The organism is Sphingobium sp. B2D3C (assembly GCF_025961835.1).
In the GTDB taxonomy this organism is placed as follows: Bacteria; Pseudomonadota; Alphaproteobacteria; order Sphingomonadales; family Sphingomonadaceae; genus Sphingobium.
Map to the genome: position 1 here is coordinate 560,818 of NZ_JAOQOK010000001.1, position 23,276 is coordinate 584,093.

Below are 23,276 nucleotides of genomic sequence, written 5' to 3' on the forward strand. Positions count from 1 at the left end.
CGACGCGCCTCAGACCGGCGGCTGGTTGTTGGCGACCAGCACCTGCCCGGCCAGATAGAGCGTGCCCGCCATCATGACCGTGCGTCGCGGTCCGGCGGCGACATCCGTCAGCGCCTCCTGGATCGTGCTGAAGCTGCGGTGCGGCACCTCCCACGCGCGGGCAACCTGCGCGAAGACCTCCGGCCCGTGATGCTCATGGCCGGGCACCGGCAGCGAGCGGATCGAGCGGATCAAGGGGCGGAGCGGCTTGAGGAAGCCGGCGACGTCCTTGTTCGAGAGCATGCCGATGATCAGGTCGATGCCCTCATCGGCCAGATGGCTTTCCGTCAGCGCGTCGGCCAGCGCCTTGCCGGCATCGGGATTATGCCCGCCATCGAGCATCAGCATCCGCCCGGGCAGCATCGCGTTGAGCGGACCGCCTTCCAGACGCTGCATGCGCGCGGGCCAGTGCGCCCAGAGCGGCGCGGCGCGCAGCGCAGCCTCGGGCAGCGGCACCGCCTGCTGGTGGCGGAGCATCGCAATGGCGAGGCCCATGTTGGATATCTGATGAGCGCCGTGGAGGCGGGGCATCGGCAATTCGATCCGCCCGGCTTCGTCGCGATAATGCAACTGGCCCTGATATTCGGCGATGTCCCAGCTCCGCCCGCGCGGCAGATGCGCGGCACCGGCCTTGTCAGCCACGCGCGCGATCGTGGCGTTCATCGCTGGGCGATAATGCTGGGTGACCAATGGCGCCCCGGCCTTGGCGATGCCGGCCTTCTCAAAGGCGATGCGGCTCAGCGGGTCTTCCGGCACGTCATGGTCCGGCGCGAGGAGGAAGCTCTCATGGTCGATCGCCAGCGAGGCGATGCCGCAGGCGACCGGGGACTGGATGACGTTCGTTGCGTCCAGCCGTCCGCCCAGACCCACCTCGATTACGCAGGCATCCGCCGGCACCGTCGCGAACAGCATGAAAGCTGCGGCGGTGGTGATCTCGAAGAAGCTGGCGTTCAGATCGCCACCAATATCGAGAACCTGCTCCAGCGCGCGGGCCAGCGTGTCATCGTCGATCAACGTGCCGGCAAGGCGGATGCGCTCGTTGAACCGCACGAGATGGGGAGAAGTGAAGACATGGACGCTCTTGCCGTCGGCTTCCAGCGCTGCGCGCAGATAGGCGCAGGTCGATCCCTTGCCGTTGGTGCCGGCGACATGGAAGACCGGCGGCATCTCCAGATGCGGGTTGCCCAGCCGGCGGACGAGTTCGCTGATGCGTTCCAGCCCCAGCACGTCGCGGCCGGGAGAAAGCGCCATCAGGCGATCGAGTTGCGCCTGCACGGCAGGGTGATCGGAAACGGCGTGGTCAGCCATCGCAAGGCCTCTGGGTCAGGTGCCGCCCGGCCTGCTTGCCGGGAGACTCGGCCTGCTGCGCAGGTCGGCGAGTCCTCAAGCAGGCGCGGACGGGACGGTAATCGGTGGTTTTATGCCGCTTGCTTCGTCGTCAGATAGCCGATCGTCTTGGCCAGCGTCGCCTTCATTTCCTTGCGATGCGTCACCATGTCAATCATGCCGTGCGCGAGCAGATATTCGGCCCGCTGGAAGCCCTCGGGCAGCTTCTCGCGGATGGTGTTCTCGATCACGCGGGCACCTGCGAAGGCGATCAGCGCATTGGGCTCGGCAATCTGCACGTCACCCAGCATTGCATAGCTGGCGGTCACGCCCCCGGTGGTCGGATCGGTCAGCACCACGATGTAGGGCAGGCCCGCCGCGCGCAGTTGCTGCACGGCGACGGTGGCGCGGGGCATCTGCATCAGCGAAAGGATGCCCTCCTGCATCCGCGCGCCACCAGCGGCGGTAAAGATCACATAAGGGCAGGACTGGCGCACGGCTTCCTGCACGCCCGCGACGAAGGCCGCGCCAACCGCCGTGCCCATCGAGCCGCCCATGAAGGCAAAGTTTTGCACGCCGACAACGACAGGCTGGCCATCGATCCGGCCGGAGGCATTGATCAGCGCATCCTGGTCGCCGGTCTGCGCGCGAGCGGCCTTCAAGCGATCGGTGTAACGCTTGGAATCGCGGAACTTGAGCGGGTCTTCCTTGACCACCGGTGCGGGCAGGATGTGCATCGTGCCGTCGTCGAAGATGTGCGCGAAGCGGGTGTGCGGGCCGATCCGGCCATGATGGTCGCAGCGCGGGCACACCGAGAGATTCTCGTCCCATTCCTTCTGGAAGATCATCTGGCCGCAGCTCGTGCATTTGTGCCAGAGATTGTCCGGTGTCTCGGCCTTCTTGGCGATGAAGGGCAGGGCATTGCGAACGCGGTTCAGCCAGCTCATGCGGCTTTCTCCTTCTGATTGAGCGCGGCGCGCAGGGTCGCCACGAAGTCTCGAACCGGGCCAGCAGCCTGGGCGCCGTGCTTGCCGACCAGCTCGACGATGGCCGAGCCGACGACGACCCCTTCAGCCACCGCGCCGATGGCGGCGGCCTGCTCGGGCGTGCGTACGCCGAAGCCGACGGCGACGGGCAGATCGGTTGCGGCCTTGAGTTTGGCGACAGCGGACTCGATGCTGGTCTGCGCGGCCTGTTGAAGACCCGTGATCCCGGCGACGGACACATAATAGAGGAAGCCCGAGGCCCCCTCCAGCACAGCCGGCAGACGCGCGGCGTCCGTGGTCGGCGTCGCAAGGCGGATCAGCGAGACGCCAGCGCCGCGCAGCGCCGGGCCAAGCTCGGCATCTTCCTCGGGCGGAATGTCGACGCAAATCACGCCATCGACGGCCGCCTTGGCGCATTCGGCGGCGAACCAGTCGGCGCCGCGCACGGTCATCGGGTTGGCATAGCCCATCAACACCAGAGGCGTCTCCGGATGGCGGGCGCGGAAGGCGGCGGCGATCTCGAATATCTTCGCCGTGCTGATCCCCGCCGCCAGCGCGCGCAGATTGGCGGACTGAATGGCCTGCCCGTCCGCCATGGGATCAGTGAACGGCATCCCCAGCTCGATCACATCCGCGCCGCCCGCGACCAGCGCATCGAGCACAGAGGCCGTGTCAGCAGGCGTCGGATCGCCGCCGGTGACGAAGGTGACGAGTGCGGCGCGCCCTTCTGAGCGGGTGCGGGCGAAGGTGGAGGTGAGGCGGTTCATATCTTCGCTCCCAGTGCCTGGGCGACGGTGAAGATGTCCTTGTCGCCGCGGCCGGAGACGTTGACGACGATCAGCTTGTCCTGCGGCATCGCCGTAGCCTCCGCCTCCAGCGCCGCGAGAGCGTGGGCGCTTTCGAGGGCGGGGATGATGCCTTCCTGCTGCGAGCAGAGCTGGAACGCGTCCAGAGCCTGCACATCGGTCACCGGCACGTAGCGTACGCGGCCGCTCTCGTGCAACCAGCTATGCTCGGGGCCGATGCCGGGATAATCGAGGCCCGCCGAGATCGAATGGGCTTCGGTGATCTGGCCGTTCTCGTCCTGCAGCAAATAGGTCTTGTTGCCATGGAGGATGCCGGGCTTGCCGCCGGTGAGGCTGGCGGCGTGCTTGTCCGTATCGATGCCGTGGCCCGCTGCCTCGGTGCCGACCATCGCCACATCGGGATCGTCCAGGAACGGGTGGAACATCCCGATGGCATTGGAGCCACCGCCGACGGCCGCGATCAGCAGATCGGGCAGGCGCCCTTCGGCGGCGAGCATCTGCTCGCGCGTTTCCTTGCCGATCACGCTCTGGAAGTCGCGCACCAGCTCCGGATAGGGGTGCGGCCCAGCGGCGGTGCCGATGATGTAGAAGGTGTTCTCTACCGTCGCCACCCAATCGCGCAGGGCCTCGTTCATCGCATCCTTGAGGCTTTGCGAGCCGCTGGTGACCGGGCGCACTTCCGCGCCGAGCAGCTTCATGCGGAAGACGTTGGGCTGCTGCCGCTCGATGTCCTTGGCGCCCATGAAGATGGTACAGGGCAGGCCGAAGCGGGCGCAGACGGTGGCCGTCGCCACGCCATGCTGGCCGGCGCCGGTCTCGGCGATGATCCGCGTCTTGCCCATCCGGATCGCGAGCAGAATCTGGCCGATGCAATTGTTGATCTTGTGCGCGCCGGTGTGATTAAGCTCCTCGCGCTTGAAATAGATCTTGGCGCCGAAACCGGGCTTGGCGCGCTCGCGATAATAAGCGGTCAGCCGTTCCGCGAAGTAGAGCGGTGAGGGGCGGCCGACATAATGCGTCATCAGGCCATTGAACTCGGCTTCGAAAGCCGGGTCTTCCTTGGCGGCGCGATACTCGCGCTCCAGGTCGAGGATGAGCGGCATCAGCGTCTCGGCCACATAACGGCCGCCGAACTGGCCGAAATGGCCGCGCTCGTCGGGCAGGGCGCGCAAGGAATTGGGGCGGGAATTGGGGAGGGTGGTTGCAGCAGTCACTGTGCGTCTCTCTTGGTCACTGGGGTCGGGTCGCGTCGAAAGGGTCGAGCGATCAGCGCCATCGTGTCCCGATGCATCTGGCTATGGCAGGCAGTGTCATCATTCCCAACCGCTTTGCAGAAGGTCGCGGCCTTGTCCACCGCATTGACGCATTCGGCGGCTGGCCTTTGGGGCAGTCCGGCGAGCGGCGCCCGCTTTGCCCTCGGTCCTGATCCATCAGGCCGGCGGGGCGGGCACGAGGATCAGGGTTCGCTCCTCCACGCGCCAGGAGGCCAGTTGTGAGAGAAAGTTCATGCCGAGCACGTCCATGTCACCCAGCGCGGGGGATATCACGACCTTGAGATTTTGGGCGGTTAGCGGGCCGATCCCGAGGCGCTCGACGGTGCCCGTTTCCGCCTGCACTGTTCCGTTCGCTGTCTGGAGCACGACCGGCAGCAGGCTGGCCCCGCGGGGCACGCCTGCCAGGTCTGCCGTCCCCGTGGACAGCGCTGTGACGGTGGCGCCGCTATCGATGAGCATCCGCCGGTCGATGCCGTTGATTTGCGCCGTCGCCCAGAAATGGCCATCGGGCGACATCCGGATGCGCACCTCGTCGCCAACGACCTGCTGAGAGTCGATCCCGAGGCGGCTGCTGAAGCGGGACAGGGACGGGTCGAATGGTGCCTGCTGAAACAGGACGAACAGGGCAAATGCCAGCAAGGCGAACGAAAACAGGGCGCGCAGAGCCCGTCCCACATAGGGGATTTTGAAGATCAGAATGAGGATCAGCGCCGCACCGCCCGCGTAGAGCGCAAGGTGAAGCCATTCGGGGTTGGTCGTCATCGGCATGAAAGTTCAACCGCAATCACGTGCATTCGATCCCGGACAGCGTCCGCGAACCGCCAGGCGCCCCAATCAGCCAGCCTGCGCCGCACGGCAAAAGTCAGCGATCTTGGCCACATCCTTGACGCCCGGCGCGCTCTCGATGCCGGAAGAGACATCCACCAGCGGCGCACCAGTCAGGCGAATGGCATCGGCGACATTCTCCGCATCCAGCCCGCCAGAGAGGCCCCAGGGCAGCGGCGGGCGATGGCCGGCGAGCAGCCGCCAGTCAAAGCGCAGGCCCATGCCGCCGGGCAGAGCCGCGCCATCCGGTGTCTTGGCATCGTAGAGCAGGAAGTCTGCCGCGCCCGCATAAGCCACACCAGTGGCGAGATCGGCGGCGGTCTTTACGGAGATGACTTTCCAGACCTCCAGCCCGGTGCGCTGGCGGATGGCCGCAGCCCGCTCAGGGGTCTCGCGGCCATGCAGCTGGGCAATCTCCATGCCGCCGGCAGCGACGAGCGTATCGATCAGATCATCGCTCGGATCGACGAGAACGCCCACCCGCTTCACATGGGCCGGCACCCGCGCGGCGATGAGGCTCACCCGATCGGGCGCGAGATAACGCGGGCTGGGCGGGAAATAATTGAGGCCGACATGGCTCGCGCCGCCACGCACGGCCGCATCGATAGCCTCGGCGGTCTTCACCCCGCAAATCTTGATGGCGACCTTGGGCATGAACAATGGCATCCGATTGGGTGTCGCCGGCGTTCGCAGCCGGTCCGCGCGCTAGGTAGGGGAGGATTGCTGTCAGCGCAACGAGGCGGAACGGCCTCAGCGGATCATCGCCCCGCCGAGCAGCGTGAGCAGCTTTACGTCCACTGCATAGCCTTCCTCGCGGCGAGCTGTGATCCAGTCGGCGAAGCCGGCGAGCGGGACGCGGTGGACGCGGATGTCCTCGCCGGGAACGCCGCCGCCATCGCCCACTTTCTCAAGGTCGAAGGCGCGGAAGAGCGTGAAGCTTTCCGAGACCATGCCCGGCGAGCTCCAATATTCGCCCAGATCCTCCATGCGGCCTGCGCGATAGCCGGTTTCTTCCTCCAGCTCGCGCGCGGCCGCGAGGCCGGGCTCTTCGCCAGCCGACTCGTCGCCCACCAGCCCGGCGGGCAGTTCGATGCAGCGCCGCCCGAGGGGGACGCGAAACTGGTCGACCAGCAGAATATGGCGCCCGTCCGCGCCTTCATCGATGGCGATGATGACGGCGGCCCGGATGCCGCGGGCGCGCGAGACATATTCCCAGCGACCACGTCGCTTGGCGGTGATGAACCGGCCCTCCCACATGGTTTCCTCGGGGAAGCGGAACTCCTCTTCAGGGGTGGTGTCGCTCACAGCTCGATCAGCCGATCCGGCAACTCATTGGGATTGTCGGCGCTCTTGGGGCAGTGCTCGGCAAGGATGAGGCCGGCTTTCTCGATGGCGAGCGCCATGCCTTGCGCGATGCGCCCGGCGCGCACTTCGTCGATCATCGTGGCCATTGCTTCGCCCCAGACTTCCGGCGACACGCGCGAGGCGATGGCTTCGTCGGCGACGATTTCCGCGCGATGCTCATCGAGCGAGAGGTAGAGCAACATGCCCGTAAGGCGGCGGGTCCGCGCCTCGGCCGAGGTGCGGAACAGCAGCAGAGCGCGCCGCCGCACGCGGCGCGATTTGGTCGCGCCAGGCGTCACCAGCATCCGCAGCGCCGGTATCGCCAGCAGATAGCGCATCACGAGGAAGTGCAGGCACATCTGCCCGAACATCAGCAGGTAGAGCAGGTGTCGCGGCAACTCATGATGCCAGCCGCCGGTCAGGCCGATCAAGGCACGCTCATAGGCTGCGGGGAAGGCGGCAGCAATCAGCGGCACCAGCAGCACGAACAGCAAGGACCAGTGCAGCCCGACATCATGATAGGCATCCGAGCGGCGCGCGACGATGGTCACGATCTCCGCGTCTGTCTTCAGTTCAGCCTTCGCCACAGCATCGGTGACGATGCGATGATCGGCCTCGCTCATGGAAATCCGCCTGCCCATCACCAGCCTCCGCTCGCGCCGCCGCCGCCGAAGCTGCCACCACCGCCGGAAAATCCGCCACCGCCGCCCCAGCCACCGCCGCCACCCCAGCCGCCGCCATCATTGTCGCGACTGTTGAGCGCGCTGCGAATGGCCGCTTCCGCCCCCCAGATGATGATGGGGTGGATGCCGCCGCGATAGCGCCGGCCGCCGCGCAACCGCCCGAAAATGGGCAGCACGACGAAGAACAATATGAAGATTGCGAGGAAGATCGCCGGCCCGAAGCCCTTGCCCGCCTGGCGCTTGTCCTGCTCGGCCGCGGCCGAGGCGAGCTTGCGCTGTTCTTCGGGCGGCAGTTCGAGAATGCGCACGATCTCGGCGACGCCCGCGCTGATGCCACCCGGAAAATCCCCATCGCGGAAGCGCGGCGTGATGACATCGCGGATGATGCGGCCGGATAGCGCATCGGTCAGGATCGGCTCCAGACCATAGCCGACCTGAATGGTCAGCCGGCGCTCGTTCGGCGCGACCAGCAACAACACGCCGCTGTTGGTGTCCTTCTCGCCGATGCCCCAGGCGCGACCAAGCCGATAGCCATAATCGCTGATCTCATAGCCATTGAGGTCCGGCACGGTCGCCACGACCAGCTGGCGCCCGGTGGTTTTTTCCAACGTTTCGGATTGCTGGGTAAGGGCTGCCTCTGTGGCGGGGTCGAGAATGTCGGCGCCGTCCACCACCCGCCCCGTCAGCGCGGGAAAGCTCTGGGCAAGCGCCGCATCCGGCCGCAGCATGAGCAGCGCGACCAGCACCAGCATAAAGCGCATCAGCGCCGGCACGATGGCCGGCGCGACAGGGCGGTGGGAACGGGTCAATTGCCGTTGAACATCGCGCCGACATCCGGCGTGGTGTCAGCGCCGGCCTTGGCCTCGAAGGGCGTCAGCGGCTTGGCGCCATGGATCAGCTTGGCGCCGATCATCTCCGGGAAGGTGCGGATGCGCGTGTTATAATCCTGCACCGCGAGATTATAGTCGCGGATCGAGATGTTGATGCGGTTTTCCGTGCCCTCAAGCTGGGTCATCAGGTCCGCGAAGCGCTCCTGACTCTTGAGGTCGGGATAGCGCTCGACGGTGACAAGCAGGCGGGAGAGGGCGCCGCTCACATTGTTCTGCGCGGCCTGAAACGCCTGGACCTTGGCCGGGTCGCTCAGTTGATCTGCAGTGACCTGCACCTGCGTCGCGGACGCGCGGGCACTGATCACGCCTTCCAGCGTCTCTCGCTCGATCTGCGCGGAATTGCGCGCGACGGCGACGAGATTGGGAATAAGATCGGCCCGGCGCTGATAAGCCGCCTGCACGTCAGCCCATTTGGCCTTGGCATTTTCCTCGGCGGTGGGCACCGAATTGATGCCGCAGGCCGCCAGCGCCAGCGGCAAGGCAAGCAGCAGAAACATGCGCAGTGCTTTGAATGGCGATGAAAGCGTGGCCATGGCGGTCTGTCCCCTCATAAGGCGGTGTATCGCTTGAGTGATACGCTAAATAGGGTGTTGATTGCCCGCCCGCAACGGGCTTAGCTGCCCCGCATCATCCAAATCCATCATCAGCAGCCCGCAGACGGCAGGGGAGAAACACGATGCTGACCGAATTCAAAGCCTTCATCGCACGGGGCAATGTCCTCGATCTCGCCGTGGGCGTCATCATCGGCGCGGCCTTCGGCGCCATCGTCAGTTCGGTGACGGACGATCTCATCATGCCGATCATCGGCGCGTTGCTCGGCGGCCTGGATTTCTCCAACTACTTCGTTCCGCTGGCCGCCGTCCCTGCCGGGACCGAACCGACGCTGGAGGCCATGAAGGCTGCGGCGGTGCCGGTGTTCGCTTATGGTTCGTTCATCACGGCGGTGATCAAATTCTTCATTCTGGCGTTCGTCATTTTCCTGATCGTGCGGCAGGCCAACCGCTTCTTCGTTAAGAAAAAAGCAGAGGAAGTCGCAGCGCCCGCTGGCCCCTCCGAGGTCGATCTTCTCAAGGAAATCCGCGACGTTCTGAAGGCGAAGCCCTGATTGGTCCGTCGCATCGGGGTGAACGAAAGGTTGCCGAGCCGGGAACCTTTGTCGCTGCGGGGGTTTTGTTTGCAGTCTCGTGACAGATGGCGGGACCTAACAGGAGACAGACGCGTGAAACCCATGATGATCCTTGCCGCTGCAGGCGTAGCCCTGACGCTGGCCGCATGCGATTCCAAGGAAGCGCAGAACGTCGAAGATGCCTATGACAACCGGGCGGACGCGATTGACAACCAGGCTGACCAGCTTGAGCAGGCGAGCGACCACATGAACGGCGCTGCTGAAGACCGCGCGGAAAACGCCGTGGATCGTCTTGAAAATCGTGCGGATGCCGTGCGAAACATGGGCGACGAGAAGGCTGACGCGATCGACGCGGCCAAGTGAATTACCAATTGATCTAAACGCTCGCTGAGCGTTTGGTTCGACCGGCCCGGCATAGTCCCCAGGGATTATGCCGGGCTGTTTGCGTCTGCGGGCTTCTCAACCGCGAATTGATCCCTATATGAGGATCTGCCGGCTTGTCCGGCTATGGCGATAAACTGCGGCGTGTAATAGGCGCAGCGGACCCGGGGGCGGTACCCGGCGGCTCCACCAGAAGTGGCTCTTCCTTTCAGGAAGAACTGTTCCTGACGGGGCCGAACTAGGATCGACGTGTGTTGAAAAACGCTGTTTTTGCCCGGGCTGAGTAACCCGTTCAAGGCTCAAAACCCATAAGTGCCAACGATAACGAAGCACTTGCTCTTGCAGCGTAATTGAGGGCCTCACGGCCTGACATTACCCTAACAGAACGCGGTTGGACCGAACCGGGCAACAGAATCGGATTCCAGCGGCACGGGGAGCGCCGGGCAACAGAAGCTCCCCACCTCAGCCCTTCTCGCATAGCTTTTGAAGACCCGACTTCTGTGGGGCGCTGCTTCGCGCGGCTCTGGAGATTGTGGCCCCCGAGCGATGCTGCGAAGCACAGAATCATTAATATTACAGAATTATGACAAGATGTGCGTAATGTACGTACGCGCGAAAAATCGCTCTCATCAGTCTGATATTACGCGCTTAAAAATTTTTGTTCGAATATTGATAGCGAGTCATAAAACTGAAATACTCTCGGTCAGATTTCAAAGATACGAGAGGAATTGTCATGAATTTCAAGATTTTGGTTGCAGGAGGCGCCGCGCTCGCGGCACTGGGCTGCACATGCGCGATCGCCCAGACCGGCGGCGCCACGGGCAGCTACGCCGCCACCGCCATTTCTGCCGGAAATCTCGATGAAGCCGAGCGTCTGTTGCAACCGGCCAGCATGACCGATGCTGCCGATCCCGCGCGGCTCATCAATATCGCGACGGTCTATGCGCGTACGCAGCGCAAGGCCGAGGCGCGCGAGGCGCTGATGCGCGTTCAGTCGCTGCCCGCCGAGCAGCTCGATCTGGCCGATGGCGCCAGCTATTCGAGCCACGCCGTCGCCCGCACCCTGCTGGCGCGCCTCGATCAGCACTGAGGCCGATCCGGCTCCTGGCCGGACATCATCACGAGAAGGTGCGCGGACGCAGGTCTTGCGCACCTTTTTCTATAGAGGGGAGCGGCGAGCCAGCCAGCGGCAGTTGCAATGCCATACATCCTCCCGCTTCCGAAAGCTGGGCGGATGTTCGCGTCCAAAACCCTTGCGGTCCGCCGATCTCCAAGCCCTGCAACAAAACTGACATGAATTCGTCACGCGGATGACGCGGGGATTGCATCCCGCTGTCACACTCATCGCCTAGCTGCCGCGCCGAGGGCGCAAGGGGGACTTCACAGAGTCGCTACTCCCGTTGGCCGTCCTGCAATCGAAATCCGGAACATCCGGCAGCGGAGACGACGATGAAACTGATCAATCGGACTATCAACTTCATGCTGGCAGGCGTGGCCCTGCCGCTGCTCGCCGGTTGCGGTGCGCAGGATATCGCGTCGCCGGGCACGGGCGGCAATGTCATCGTCAACCCGACACCCACGCCGTCGCCGACGCCCACACCCACGCCGACCACGAGCGTAACGCCGGCTGCCGGATGCCCCACGATTGCGGACCCGCAGGGACTGACCGACGCAGGCACGATCACGGGCTCCACGGGCACCTGGCGCGTCTGCAGCCTTCCGGCACAAATTCGTGCGAACGTGACTTTGCCCAAGGTCGCCGGCCTGCTGTATCAACTCCCCGGTCGAGTCGATGTGGGTTGCGATCGCGGTCCTTCGGATGCGCTGGTTCCCTCCGGCTGCACCATCCCCGCTGTTACGCTGACGATCGAGCCCGGCGTGATCGTCTATGGCGGCACCGGCGTGTCCTGGCTGGCGGTCAATCGCGGCAACAAGATCAACGCTGTCGGCACCGTCGCCAAGCCGATCATTTTCACCAGCCGCGACAATGTGCTTGGTCTGAATGACGACTCCAAGTCGGGTCAGTGGGGCGGCGTTGTGCTGCTCGGTCGTGCGCCGACCACCGATTGCGCCATCGGCGGCGCGACCCCGGGCTCCAATGATTGCTATCGTCAGACCGAGGGCGCGGCCGACCCGGCCTATTTCGGCGGTCAGATCGTGGCGGATAACAGCGGTACGATGCGTTACGTCCAGATCCGCTACTCTGGTTATGTGCTGGGCGCGAACTCGGAGCTCCAGTCGCTCACGCTGGGCGGTGTCGGCTCGGCCACGACCCTCGATCACATCCAGAGCCACAACAGCTCGGACGATGCGGTCGAAGCTTTCGGTGGCGTGGTGAATATGAAGCACTTCGTGTCGACGGGCGCTGAGGACGACATCCTCGACACTGACACGGGCGTGAAGGCGAACATCCAGTTCGTCCTCGGCATCCACCGCGCGGGCGGTGGCGCCGGCGACTCGTTCGTCGAGGCGGACAGTGACAATGCCTTCACCACCAACACGCCGCGCCAGAACACCAAGGTGTCCAACGCCACGTTCATCGGTCGTTCGACGGCCAACAGCAACGGTGCGCTGGTCTACATCCGTGGTGCGGCCGACTACACGCTGGTCAACAGCATCGTCATCAGCCCGAACTTCCCCTGCCTCGGCATCAGCCAGGCCGCGACGGCCTCTGCCACGGTCGATGCCGCAACCGACGAAGCCGGCGCGCCCGTCTTCCGCTCGGTGCAGATGCAGTGCCCGTCCAGCGGTGCCTTCTTCGGGAAGAACAGCGTGACGGCGGCTGACGTGCAGGCCATCTTCCAGGCCGGCACGAACAATAGCGCGGCCTATACCCCGTCGCTGGTGAGCGTGTTCGTCAACGGCACCACCGAGAATGGCGTCAGCGCCTTCGACGTGACGACCCTCGGCTCCTTCTTCACGGCGGTGAACTACATCGGCGCAGTGAAGGACGCCAATGACAGCTGGTACCAGGGGTGGACCTGCAATTCCGGCACGGCGACCTTCGACAATGGCTCGGACACCACCCGCGCCTGCACGTCGCTGCCGACCGCCTGACACAATAGATGACAATGGAGGCGGGTGGATGCGCAGCGCACCCGCCCGCCTCTCTCCACAGTGATTTAAGGGGACTATCGATGGTGACGCCGCTCCGTTTCGCGGGTCTGCTGCTCGTGACAACCGCATTGACCGCATCCGCCGCCTGGGCTCAGGACATGGATGCCGCGCAGACCGCCGACGGCGCGAGCGAAGCGGCGGCTGGACCCGCCGATGCTGCCGAGGTTTCCATTCCCGGCGGCGGCGACATCATCGTCACCGGACGTCGTGGCGCGAACATCGAGCGTGCGGCGCCTGCCGTCGTCTCCCTGCTCTCGGCCGAAGCGATTGCCCGCACCGGCGAGGGCGACATTGCTGGCGCTCTTGGGCGCGTGACCGGCCTCAGCGTGGTCGGCAACGGCTATGTCTATGTGCGCGGTCTGGGCGATCGCTATTCGCTGGCGCTGCTCAACGGCTCGCCACTGCCGAGCCCCGAGCCGCTCAAGCGTGTCGTCCCGCTCGATCTCTTCCCGACCAGCCTCGTCGCCTCGTCGCTGGTGCAGAAGAGCTATTCGGCCAATTTCCCCGGCGAGTTCGGTGGCGGCGTGATCAACCTCACGACCCGCGCGATCCCGGATGACTCCTTCCTCAGCATCTCGGGCGGGCTCAGCTTCAACAGCGAGACCACGGGTCGCCTGGGCTATACCTATTATGGCTCGCGCACCGACTGGTCGGGCTTTGACAATGGCGCGCGCGATACGCCGCCGGCGCTGGCCCAGTTCTTCGCCAGCGGCGCGAAGATCAGCGACGTGGGCGTCGATCAGGCGGCCATTATCGGCCAAATCGCAAATGGTCGGAACGCCATCGTCCAGCGCAACTTCAACATGCCGCCGAGCGGCAGCGTGGCATTGAGCGCCGGTACCAGCTTGGATCTTGGCGGGTCGACGCTCGGTGTCATTGCCAGCGCCGGCTGGAGCAGCAAGTGGCGCACGCGCGACATTCTCCAGCAGTCAGCCGCCAGCCTGGACCTGTCGCAGCTCGGAAGCGATTTCCACACGGTTGCGACCGACAATCGCGTGGTCGTCAACGGCCTGCTCGGCTTCGGTCTGGAATTTGGCGAGCAGAAGCTGCGCTGGACCAATCTCTACATTCGCGACACAATCAAGCAGGCGCGGCTCTCCAACGGCCAGATCGCGGCGTCCGCCGGGTTCGATTTCCTCAATCAGGATACCGCCTGGTATGAGCGGCAGCTCATCAACACCCAGTTGGTTGGCGAGCTGCGCTTTGGCGAGCTGAAGGTCGATCTGCGCGGCAGCTACGCCAATTCGCAGCGCGAGGCGCCCTATGAGCTCGGCTTTACCTATGTCCGCACCAACGCGCCGACCAGCATCGATCCGTTCGGCGATCAGTACATCAACCGCCTGAGCGGGCAGGTGGGTACGGCCAACTTCTCCTTCTCGGACCTGAACGAGAACCTGCTCTCGGGCGGGATCGACCTGTCCTACCCGCTGCTGCCGACTGTGCGGGCGACTGTGGGCTATGCCTATATGAAGACGATCCGCACCTCCGAGCGGCGCGACTTCCGCATCCAAGCGCCGGGCAGCTTCCCGGCTGGCGTGGGTGCGCTCCGCCCCGATCTGCTGCTGGACGGCGACCTAGCAAAATATTTCGGCTACCAGCTCTTCGAGACGACCGAGACCGATCCGGCCTTCCGCGCCCGCATGAAGGTGCATGGCGCCTATGGCCAGATCCAGGCGACGCTCATGGACGGCCTCGATCTTAACGCCGGCGTTCGCTACGAGCGTGGTTTTGAGGCGGTACGGCCGATCCAGGTGTTCAGCGTTCCGAGCAGTTCCAACGCGTCGACGGGTCTCAAGAAGGATTATTGGCTCCCGACCGCCACGCTCACTTACGCGTTCGGCGACATGCAAGTCCGCGCCAATGCCTCCAAGACCATCGCCCGCCCGCAGTTCCGCGAGTTGATCTTCCAATCCTATTACGATCCGGAGACCAACACGTCCTTCCAGGGCAATCCGCTGCTGGTCGATAGCGAATTGTTCAACGCCGAGTTGCGCTACGAATGGTATTTCGCGCGGGATCAGCGCATCTCGCTGGCGGGCTTCTACAAGAAGATCGACCGCCCGATCGAGACCTATATCTCGCCCGTCGGCGACAACAGCTTCACCACCAGCTTTGCCAACGCGCCCAAGGCCAATCTCTACGGCGTCGAGTTCGAGACGCAGAAATACTGGTCGCTGGGGGACATGGCGCCGGACCGGCGCGTGGTGACGATCCTCAACTACACCTATTCGCGCTCAAAGCTGAAGGTGAAGGCGGACGATCAGGTGTTGATCTACGGCGTGCCACCGCAGGTCGCGACCAACGTGTTCCGCGATGGCGCGTCGCTGACCGGCCAGTCCGATCACCTGCTCAACATGCAGATCGGGCTCGAGGACACGTCGCGCCTTTCGCAGCAGACCTTCCTCATCAACTATGCCAGCCAGCGCGTGACGCGGCGCGGCTTCTCCGGCCAGCCGGACATTGTCGAGCAGCCGGGCTTCACGGTCGATTTCGTGGCGCGGCAGGGCATCCAGCTCGGCCGGGTTGAAAGCGAGCTGAAGCTGGAGGTGCGCAACATCACAGGCACCAAGTACAAGGAATTTCAGGATAACGGCGTGAACCGGGTCTACTACAATCTCTACAAGCCCGGCACGAGCGTCGAGGCATCGTTCAGCGTCAATTTCTGATCCGATTGACGCACCCATAGCGTGAACGAAGGAGGGCGGCCCCATGGTCGCCCTTTTTCGCGCGCGGGCTTGATCGGGATGGGGACCGCGCCGGGCTTACCCCGCCCAGATGCGCTCGCGATACCATTTCGTGATGATGTACTTCACGCCCGAGCGCACCTTCATGCCGTGATGGATGGTGGCCGGGTTCATTGTCCCGTCCGGCAGGCGATTGTTCCAGGCGACCAGCTTGCCGGTTTCCGGCTGGATCATCTTGTCGACCTGGGTGAAGCGCGTGGCGCCGCCGGCGGCGGGCTGGTTGAGATAGACCATCAACGTCCAGGTGCGGTTGCCCGAGCGACCGCAATAGCGCTCAAAATCCATGCCGCCCGGCTCGAAATAATCGGTATGCGCCTTGAATTCCTGACCCACGGCGTAGCGCTGCCCCTGCAACTGTTCGCCCTGCGCGGGATCGATGCCGCTATAGGCCGCGAGCTTGGCGTTGATCGCGGCGACGAAGGGGTCGCTATCCTCCAGATCGCAGGTCTCGCTGGTGCGGAAGGCTTCATAGCCGAGATCATCGGCGATGGTGGAGGGCCGGCGGTTGGCTTCTATGCGATCGATCAGCCCGGCGCATTCGTCCGAATCGAGAAAACCCTTCTTCACGAACAGCGTGAGGTCGCGCCGGGGGAGGCGCTGAATGCCCGGCTGACCGGCAAGAAGAGGTGCGTCGAGCATCGACATGGCTGAACGGTGCGTCTAGCAACGGGAGCGGAGCCGGATCAACCGCTCCACGGCGATTATTTTTGCGGGGTAGACGGCGTTCGACCGGCCATTCGGCGCATCTCAGCGCCGGTTGTCATTTTTTGGTAACCATGGTGAAACGGATCAGTCATACACCGCGCATAGGCAGCGCTTGCTTTGCTGGAGGCATCAAATCTAGGATGCGGTGGACCGATCTCATTCGGCGCGCGCGACAGGGCCGGCCCGCCGGTTCTTCCAGCCTCGGTCAATGGATCGAGGCGGTGCTGCTCGTCGTCCTCATCATTCAGATCGCCCGGCTGCTCTGGGCGCTCGGCACGCCGGTTGGCCTGTTCGGCGACTGGCGCGCGCGCGAGCCCGTGCTCGTCTCCGCCGATGCGCGGAGCGCCCTGTTCGCCGGCTTCGATCCGTTCTTCCGCAACGGCGCGAGCGCGGGGGGTGGCGTGCAGCAAGTCACGTCCCTGCCGTTCCGCCTGTTTGGCATCCGTCTCAACGAGGCGTCGGGCCAGGGCTCGGCGATCATCGCCAATGAGGCCGGCGAGCAGGCCAGCTATGCCGTGGGCGATCAGATCGCCCCGGGCATCATCCTCAAGGCCGTGCAGTTCGATCATGTCGTCATCGAGCGCGGCGGTGTAGGGGAGACGCTCTACATCGATCAGTCCGGTGGCGACGCGCCCGTGGTGCCCGCGCCGCCGGCCGAGGGCGGCCCTGCCATGCCGCCGGAGATGACGACCGGCGCCGGCCCGCAGGCGCCTGCCGCGGCGTTGACGCCCGACTCGGTGATGAAGGCGGTCAACATGGCGCCGCGCAATCAGGACGGGAAAGTCACCGGCATCGTCCTCAACGCCGGCAGCGATAGCGGCGCCCTGTCACAGGTCGGCTTCCGGCCCGGCGACATAATCGTGCAGATCAACGGGCGGCCCGTGACGTCCATGGGCGACATCGCCCAGTTGCAGGCGGCGCTCCGGCCCGGCGCGCGCCTGTCCCTCATGGTCGAGCGCGGTGCCTCCACCGTGCCCATCTCACTCAATCTCCCGGAACGCCAATGACCCTGCTTCCCAAATTCCGCCGTTTCGCCGGCAGCGCCATGATCGCGCTGCTGCTCGCCGTGCCGGCGGTCGGCCAGTTGACGCTGAATGTGCGGGATGCCGATGTGCGCGCCTTCATTCAGGATGCGGCGCGGGTGACCGGGCGCACCTTCATCATCGACAATCGGGTGCAGGGCAAGGTTTCGGTCGTGACGGACCGGCCGCTGTCGCGCTCGGAATATTTCGAGATTTTCCTTTCGACGCTGCGCGCCAACGGGCTTGTCGCGGTGCCAGCGGCGGGCGGCGCCTTCCGCATCCAGCCGGTCGAGGGCGCGGCGGGCCAGCCGGGGCAGGTGGGCCGGGCGGCCAACAGCAACCAGTTCGTGACGGAAGTCATCCGCCTGCGCTCCATCGACGCGCAATCGGCGTTGGAAACGCTCCGCCCGCTGGTGAGCCGCGATGGATCGATCACCGCCAACCGCTCCGGCCGCTCTATCGTTGTCGCGGATTATGCCGACAATATCCGGCGCATCCGCCAGGTGCTCGCGCAGGTGGATACGGATGGATCGACCACGCAGCTCATCACGCTGAAAAATGCCGGCGCACGAGAGATCGCCACCTCGCTGCAAGGTCTGCTTGCCGGAGAGGAGGGCGCGCCCTCCCGCGCCAGCATCGTCGCGATCGACAGTTCCAACAGCATCGGCTTGCGCGGCGACGCGACGACCGTGCAGCGCCTCGCCGCGATGGTGCGGGATATCGACGCGCGTGCGGCTTCCGGCACGGAAATTCGCGTCTACTGGCTGCAACATGCCGATGCCGACAAGATGTTGCCGGTGCTGCAGCAGTTGCTGGGTCAGGCCGGGGTGGTGTCGGAGACGCCGGCCGCTTCGAATGCGCCCAGCGCGCCCGCCGGGGCAGGCAGCGCACCCGCAGCCCCCGCCGCCACACCGGCGAGCAGTTCGAGCGGGGGCGGCATCGGGCGCGGCCCCGCGGTCGTGACCCGCTATGAGGGCGCCAATGCGGTGATCGTCGCGGCCAATGGCGACACGCAGCGGATGCTCGGAGAAGTGATCCGCCAGCTCGATACCCGCCGCGATCAGGTTCTGGTCGAAGCGATCATCGTCGAAATCGGCGACAATGCCGCGCGGCAGCTCGGCGTGCAGTTCCTCGTGGGCAGCACGTCGACCGGCTTTGCCGCGACGAACTATTCCAATGCCAGCCCGAACATCCTGACGCTGGCCGGCGCGCTTGCCGCCCGAAATCTGAGCCAGACGGAAACGGTGGTCGTAGCGCCCGACGGCACGCGCACCACGACCACGACGACCGAGAATAGCGGCCTTGCCAATCAGCTCCAGAGCGCGGCCGTCGATTCGCTGGCAGCGGCGCGCGGCGGCTTTGGCGGCATCGCGACGGAACTGGGCAGCAACGGCGTGTTCGGCGCGATCATCAACGCCGTCCAGTCGGATACCGAGAGCAACATCCTCTCGACGCCGCACATCACCACGCTCGATAACCAGCAGGCCAAGATGCTCGTCGGGCAGGAAGTGCCGGTTGCGACGGGCGAGGCGCTCAGCCCCAATTTCGATAACAAGTTCCGCACCGTGCAGCGGCAGAATGTCGGCATCATGCTCGACGTGACGCCGCAGATCAGCTCGGAAGGGACGATCAAGCTGTTCATCAAGCAGGAGGTCAGCAGCGTCGCCGGACCGGTCTCCAACAACAGCAGCGATCTCATCATCAACAAGCGCGAGTTCGAGACGACGGTTCTGGTCGATAATGGCGATATCCTCGCCATTGGCGGCCTGCTCGACGAGAATGAGCGCCGGACGATCGAGAAGATCCCGCTGCTGGGGGACATTCCCCTGATCGGTGAGCTGTTCAAGTCGCGCAGCCGGGCGAAGGCTAAGACCAACCTCATGGTCTTCATCCGCCCGACGATCCTCGGCAGTCGCGCCGATGCGCGCAAGATGACCGCCCAGCGCTATGGCTATATTCGCGGCCAGCAGATGCTCGCCAACCCGGATGTCGAGCCGTCCATCGATCAGCTCGTGCGCGAATATCTGGGCACGACGCCGCCGGTCGCCGAGCCCAAGCCCGGCGATCAGGTGGTCGACGGGCGGATCACAACCGGGCAGGAGGTGCGCTCCCAGCAGGTCGTGCGGCCCGGCGCAGTCAAGACGACGGACGTGCCATGAGCGAGCCCGAGCGCCCCGCTCAGGCCGAAGGCGCGCCCCTGCCGGTGCCGGCACTGGATGAACCTGCGCCGCTGGTGCCCGCGCCGGACGAACCCGCACCGCTGGTTCACGAGACCTTGCCGGTCGATATTCCCTATGCCTTCGCCCGCAAGCATGGCGTGGTGCTGGTGGCGGACAAGGCCGAGGCGGACGCCGCGCAGCCCCGCCTTGCCGTCGCGATGCGGGAGGGCGCCGATCCGCGCGTGCTGGTGGAGGTGCGCCGGCATCTTGCCCGCAGCTTCGATGTTTCGATCGTCAGCCAGCAGGATTTCGACAAGCATCTCTCCAACCATTACGCCATGGAAGGCTCGGCAGCGGCGATGGCTGGCTCTCTCGCCATGGGCGGCGACGATCTCGATTTCATCGCCGGCGACCTGCCGACCGCCGAGGATCTGCTCGACAGCGGCGACGACGCCCCGGCGATCCGCCTGATCAACGGCATTCTCGCCGAAGCGGCCCGGCAGGGCGTCAGCGATATCCATATCGAGCCTTATGAGACAGGCCTCGTCGTGCGGATGCGCATGGATGGGGTGCTGACCGAGACCCTGCGGATGCCGCCGCATGTCGCGCCGGTCGTCGTCAGCCGCATCAAGGTGATGGCGCGGCTGGACATTGCCGAGCGCCGAGTGCCGCAAGATGGCCGCATCGGCCTCACGCTGGGCGGCAAGCTGCTGGACGTGCGCGTCTCGACCTTGCCCAGCCGGGCGGGCGAGCGGGTCGTCATGCGTATTCTCGACAAGGAGAATGCCGGCATTTCGCTCGATGTGCTCGGGCTGACCGGCACCGCCGATGGCGTCTTCCGTCGCGCGCTGGAGGAGCCGAACGGCATCATTCTCGTCACCGGCCCGACCGGCAGCGGCAAGACGACCACGCTCTATGCCGGCCTGCGCCAGCTGAATGACGGCAGCCGCAACATCCTCACGGTCGAAGACCCGGTGGAATATGCCATAGAGGGTGTCGGCCAGACGCAGGTCAATGCCAAGGTCGGCCTCACCTTTGCCGCCGGTCTGCGCGCCATTTTGCGCCAGGACCCCGATGTGGTGATGGTCGGCGAAATTCGCGACCGGGAGACGGCGGAAATCGCCGTGCAAGCCTCGCTCACCGGCCACCTCGTGCTCTCGACCGTCCACACCAATGATGCCGTGGGCGCCATCACCCGGATGCGCGACATGAAGGTGGAGCCATTCTTGCTCGCCTCCACGCTGCGCGCGGTCATCGCCCAGCGGCTCGTGCGGCGGCTGTGCCCGCGCTGCCGCGAGCAGGTGCCGGCGGACAAGTCAGTCAGCGCGCTGCTCGGCATTGACGAGGGCACGCTGATCTATCGTCCGCGCGGCTGCGACCAGTGCGGCAATAGCGGCTACAAGGGCCGGATCGGCGTGTTCGAGGCCATTCGCGTGGATGAGACGATCCGCCGGATGATCAACGAGGGCGGCGATGAATCGCGCATTGCCCGCCACGCCTATCTCAATGCCCCCAATCTGATTTCCGCCGCGCGGGCGCTGGTGCTGAGCGGCGAGACGAGCGCGGAAGAAGCGATCCGCATCTCGCGGCACGAAGCGGTCGATGCCTGAAGTCGTGATGCCCGAGAGCGGCCATGCCTGAGTTCGACTATGTCGTCATCGACGGCGCCGGGCGCGAGAAGCGTGGGCTGATCCGCGCGGAAACCGCCACCGATGCACGCAGCGCGCTGGCGGCGAAGAAGCTGTTCGTGGTGCGCATCGGCGAGGGGCGGGGCTCCTCAGGCACCAAGGCCGAAGGCAAGACCCGGCCGACGCGCAGCCTGCTGAGCTTCGAGCGCAATCGGCTCTCAAACAAGGATCTCACCTTGTTCACGCGCCAGCTCTCCACGCTGGCGCAGGTCTCGCCGCTGGAAGAAGCGCTGCGTACGATCACCCGGCAGAGCGAGAAGCCGCATGTCCGGGAGATCGTCTCGCGAGTCCATCAGGGCGTGGTCGAGGGACGCACGCTGGGAGAGGCGATGGGCATGGACCCGCGCAGCTTCCCCGGCCTCTATCGCGCGATGATCGCAGCGGGGGAGCGCTCCGGCAGTCTTCCGATGCTCACCGAGCGGCTGGCGGTCTTGCTGGAGCGGCAGGCCGTGATGCGCTCCAAGCTGCTGACGGCGCTGGCTTATCCGACCGTTCTCGCGGCCTTTGCGGTCATCGTCATCATCTCGCTGATGATCTTCGTGGTGCCGCTGGTGGTGGAACAGTTCGATACGCTGGGCCAGCAATTGCCACTGCTCACCCGCGTCGTGATGGGCATCTCGAACATGCTGGCAAGCTGGTGGTGGGCGATCCTCATCCTGTTGGTCGCGCTCGGCCTGATCGGCTGGCGGGCGCTCAAGAATGAGGATGTGCGCCTGCGTGCCGATGCGATGCTGCTTGGCGTGCCGTTCGTCGGCCGGCTGCTGCGCGATCTCCACGCCGCGCGCATGGCCCGCACGCTGGCGACGATGGTGCAGAGCCGCCTGCCGGTGATGGAAGGCCTCTCGCTCACCGTGCCGACCATTCACAACCGCGTGCTGCGGGCCGCGACGAGCGAGATCGTGGAGTCGGTGCGCGGCGGCGGCAGCCTGTCCGCCGCGATGCGCCGTGCCGATGTATTCCCGCCGCTGCTCGTCTATCTCGCGGCCAGCGGCGAAAGCGCCGGCCAGCTCGACCTGATGCTGGAGCGTGCCGCCGAATATCTGGAGCGCGAGTTCGACAGCTTTACCGCTGCGGCGCTCTCCATGCTGGAGCCGCTGATCATCATCATCATGGGTGGTATCGTGGCGATCATCATCCTCTCGATTCTGCTGCCGATCATGCAGTTGCAGAATCTCACCGGTGCCGGAGTCTGACTCATGAAGTTCGCGCGTTTTCTCGCTTCCTCCCTCCGCCGCAAGGCACGGCGGTCGCGATCCTTCGGGCCTGCCCTGCGGGGGTCGCAGCGGCCGAGCGAGCAGGGCTTCACGCTGATCGAACTGCTGGTGGTGATCGTCATCATCGGCCTGCTCGGCACCATCGTGGCGATCAACGTGTTCGGCGCTCTCGGCACCAGCAATGTCGCCAAGGCGAAGGCCGATATCTCCGTCATCGAATCGGCGCTGGAGCAGTATCGGCTGGATAACCTGACCTATCCCAGCACCAGCGATGGCCTGAACGCGCTCACCGCGCCCCCGCCGGGACTGGCGCAGCCGGAGCGCTATCGCGTCGGCGGGTACGTCAAGAAGCTGCCGAACGATCCCTGGGGCAAGCCCTATCAATATGCCGCTCCCGGCCGTCGCGGCGCCTTCGACGTCTATTCGCTGGGCGCCGACGGCCAGACAGGAGGCGAGGGCGAGAATGCCGACATCTATTCGAGCGATCTTTAAGGGCAGCGCACCGGCGCCGGTCCGTCAGGGATATTGAGGCATGAGGCGGGGCACGCCCGGTCATCGGCAGGGCTTGCCCGTGCCGCGCCGCGCGTGCGCATCCGCCGGTTTCACCTTGCTGGAAATGCTGGTCGCCCTTGCCATCTTCAGCCTCGCCGCGCTGGCGCTGGTGCGCCTGCAAGGCGTCTCGGCTCGGACCTCGGTCGATCTCAACAGCCGCACCATGGCGCAGATCGTCGCGCGCAACCTCATGATCGAGCGCATGACCGATCCGCAGCCCCCGGCGCTGGGCGCGAGCAACGGCGTGGCCGAGAATGGCGGCCGCAAATGGCCGTGGATTCAGCGGGTCGACAAGGGGGAAGACGGGCGCCTGCTCATCGTGACGGTGCGTGTGGATGCCGGGCCGGGCCAGTCGCCTGCCGTCCTCACCTTCGGGCGGCCGGCGCAATGAGAGC

22 protein-coding genes and 1 other RNA gene are annotated in these 23,276 nt (G+C 65.3%); 12 read left to right on the forward strand and 11 right to left on the reverse strand.

Annotated features, from left to right (window positions below; all coding sequences use genetic code 11):
* Positions 1-9: 9 nt before the first annotated feature.
* The 10 genes from M2339_RS02555 to M2339_RS02600 all read right to left on the reverse strand — a co-directional run bounded on the left by M2339_RS02555 (position 10) and on the right by M2339_RS02600 (position 8,706).
* Positions 10-1,347, reverse strand: coding sequence for a bifunctional folylpolyglutamate synthase/dihydrofolate synthase (locus M2339_RS02555; RefSeq protein WP_264587604.1), 1,338 nt, complete (start codon positions 1,345-1,347; stop codon positions 10-12).
* Between the two features lie 110 nt (positions 1,348-1,457).
* Positions 1,458-2,312, reverse strand: a complete 855-nt coding sequence (gene accD / locus M2339_RS02560; protein ID WP_264587603.1) for an acetyl-CoA carboxylase, carboxyltransferase subunit beta — start codon at positions 2,310-2,312, stop codon at positions 1,458-1,460.
* On the reverse strand, positions 2,309-3,118 hold the full coding sequence (gene trpA / locus M2339_RS02565; protein WP_264587602.1) for a tryptophan synthase subunit alpha: 810 nt from the start codon (positions 3,116-3,118) through the stop codon (positions 2,309-2,311). The genes accD and trpA overlap by 4 nt, the downstream gene beginning before the upstream one ends.
* On the reverse strand, positions 3,115-4,371 hold the full coding sequence (trpB, locus tag M2339_RS02570) for a tryptophan synthase subunit beta (protein ID WP_264587601.1): 1,257 nt from the start codon (positions 4,369-4,371) through the stop codon (positions 3,115-3,117). The genes trpA and trpB overlap by 4 nt, the downstream gene beginning before the upstream one ends.
* A gap of 216 nt (positions 4,372-4,587) precedes the next feature.
* Entirely contained in the window at positions 4,588-5,193 is a 606-nt protein-coding gene (locus tag M2339_RS02575) for a TIGR02281 family clan AA aspartic protease (protein WP_264606141.1), read from the reverse strand.
* A gap of 72 nt (positions 5,194-5,265) precedes the next feature.
* Positions 5,266-5,910, reverse strand: coding sequence for a phosphoribosylanthranilate isomerase (locus M2339_RS02580; RefSeq protein ID WP_264587599.1), 645 nt, complete (start codon positions 5,908-5,910; stop codon positions 5,266-5,268).
* Between the two features lie 96 nt (positions 5,911-6,006).
* On the reverse strand, positions 6,007-6,513 hold the full coding sequence (locus M2339_RS02585; RefSeq protein ID WP_264588379.1) for an NUDIX hydrolase: 507 nt from the start codon (positions 6,511-6,513) through the stop codon (positions 6,007-6,009).
* 44 nt (positions 6,514-6,557) lie between these two features.
* Complete coding sequence (locus M2339_RS02590; protein WP_264587598.1) at positions 6,558-7,223, reverse strand: TPM domain-containing protein; 666 nt, start codon at positions 7,221-7,223, stop codon at positions 6,558-6,560.
* 17 nt (positions 7,224-7,240) lie between these two features.
* Positions 7,241-8,044 (reverse strand): TPM domain-containing protein, encoded by an 804-nt coding sequence (locus M2339_RS02595; protein WP_264574903.1) that lies wholly within the window; start codon positions 8,042-8,044, stop codon positions 7,241-7,243.
* Positions 8,045-8,088: 44 nt separating this feature from the next.
* Positions 8,089-8,706, reverse strand: coding sequence for a LemA family protein (locus M2339_RS02600; protein ID WP_181560247.1), 618 nt, complete (start codon positions 8,704-8,706; stop codon positions 8,089-8,091).
* Positions 8,707-8,849: 143 nt separating this feature from the next.
* On the opposite strand from M2339_RS02600, the gene mscL reads away from it, so the two are divergent.
* The 6 genes from mscL to M2339_RS02630 all read left to right on the forward strand — a co-directional run bounded on the left by mscL (position 8,850) and on the right by M2339_RS02630 (position 15,463).
* Positions 8,850-9,278 (forward strand): large conductance mechanosensitive channel protein MscL, encoded by a 429-nt coding sequence (gene mscL, locus M2339_RS02605; RefSeq protein WP_264587597.1) that lies wholly within the window; start codon positions 8,850-8,852, stop codon positions 9,276-9,278.
* A 123-nt stretch (positions 9,279-9,401) separates the two neighbouring features.
* Positions 9,402-9,662, forward strand: coding sequence for a hypothetical protein (locus M2339_RS02610; protein WP_264572283.1), 261 nt, complete (start codon positions 9,402-9,404; stop codon positions 9,660-9,662).
* Between the two features lie 89 nt (positions 9,663-9,751).
* Positions 9,752-10,142, forward strand: a transfer-messenger RNA (tmRNA) gene (gene ssrA / locus M2339_RS02615).
* 271 nt (positions 10,143-10,413) lie between these two features.
* On the forward strand, positions 10,414-10,770 hold the full coding sequence (locus M2339_RS02620; RefSeq protein ID WP_264587596.1) for a tetratricopeptide repeat protein: 357 nt from the start codon (positions 10,414-10,416) through the stop codon (positions 10,768-10,770).
* A 359-nt stretch (positions 10,771-11,129) separates the two neighbouring features.
* On the forward strand, positions 11,130-12,737 hold the full coding sequence (locus tag M2339_RS02625) for a hypothetical protein (protein ID WP_264587595.1): 1,608 nt from the start codon (positions 11,130-11,132) through the stop codon (positions 12,735-12,737).
* An 80-nt stretch (positions 12,738-12,817) separates the two neighbouring features.
* Positions 12,818-15,463: a TonB-dependent receptor domain-containing protein gene (locus tag M2339_RS02630; RefSeq protein ID WP_264587594.1), complete on the forward strand. Its 2,646-nt coding sequence runs from the start codon at positions 12,818-12,820 to the stop codon at positions 15,461-15,463.
* A 96-nt stretch (positions 15,464-15,559) separates the two neighbouring features.
* Here M2339_RS02630 and M2339_RS02635 read toward each other — a convergent pair whose 3' ends face one another.
* Positions 15,560-16,186, reverse strand: a complete 627-nt coding sequence (locus M2339_RS02635) for a prolyl hydroxylase family protein (protein WP_181560242.1) — start codon at positions 16,184-16,186, stop codon at positions 15,560-15,562.
* Positions 16,187-16,386: 200 nt separating this feature from the next.
* Between M2339_RS02635 and M2339_RS02640 the strand changes: the two genes are divergently transcribed.
* From M2339_RS02640 to gspI, 6 genes are read left to right on the forward strand one after another with little or no spacing between them, the layout of a single operon-like run.
* Complete coding sequence (locus M2339_RS02640) at positions 16,387-17,253, forward strand: type II secretion system protein N (protein ID WP_264587593.1); 867 nt, start codon at positions 16,387-16,389, stop codon at positions 17,251-17,253.
* Positions 17,250-19,427, forward strand: coding sequence for a type II secretion system secretin GspD (gspD, locus tag M2339_RS02645; protein WP_264587592.1), 2,178 nt, complete (start codon positions 17,250-17,252; stop codon positions 19,425-19,427). Before M2339_RS02640 ends, gspD begins: the two co-directional genes overlap by 4 nt.
* A complete protein-coding gene (gene gspE / locus M2339_RS02650; protein WP_264587591.1) occupies positions 19,424-21,037 on the forward strand; it encodes a type II secretion system ATPase GspE in 1,614 nt (537 codons plus the stop codon). Before gspD ends, gspE begins: the two co-directional genes overlap by 4 nt.
* 23 nt (positions 21,038-21,060) lie before the next feature.
* Complete coding sequence (gspF, locus tag M2339_RS02655) at positions 21,061-22,308, forward strand: type II secretion system inner membrane protein GspF (protein ID WP_264587590.1); 1,248 nt, start codon at positions 21,061-21,063, stop codon at positions 22,306-22,308.
* Between the two features lie 3 nt (positions 22,309-22,311).
* Entirely contained in the window at positions 22,312-22,821 is a 510-nt protein-coding gene (gene gspG / locus M2339_RS02660) for a type II secretion system major pseudopilin GspG (RefSeq protein ID WP_264587589.1), read from the forward strand.
* Positions 22,822-22,861: 40 nt separating this feature from the next.
* Positions 22,862-23,272, forward strand: coding sequence for a type II secretion system minor pseudopilin GspI (gene gspI / locus M2339_RS02665; RefSeq protein ID WP_264587588.1), 411 nt, complete (start codon positions 22,862-22,864; stop codon positions 23,270-23,272).
* Positions 23,273-23,276: the final 4 nt, after the last annotated feature.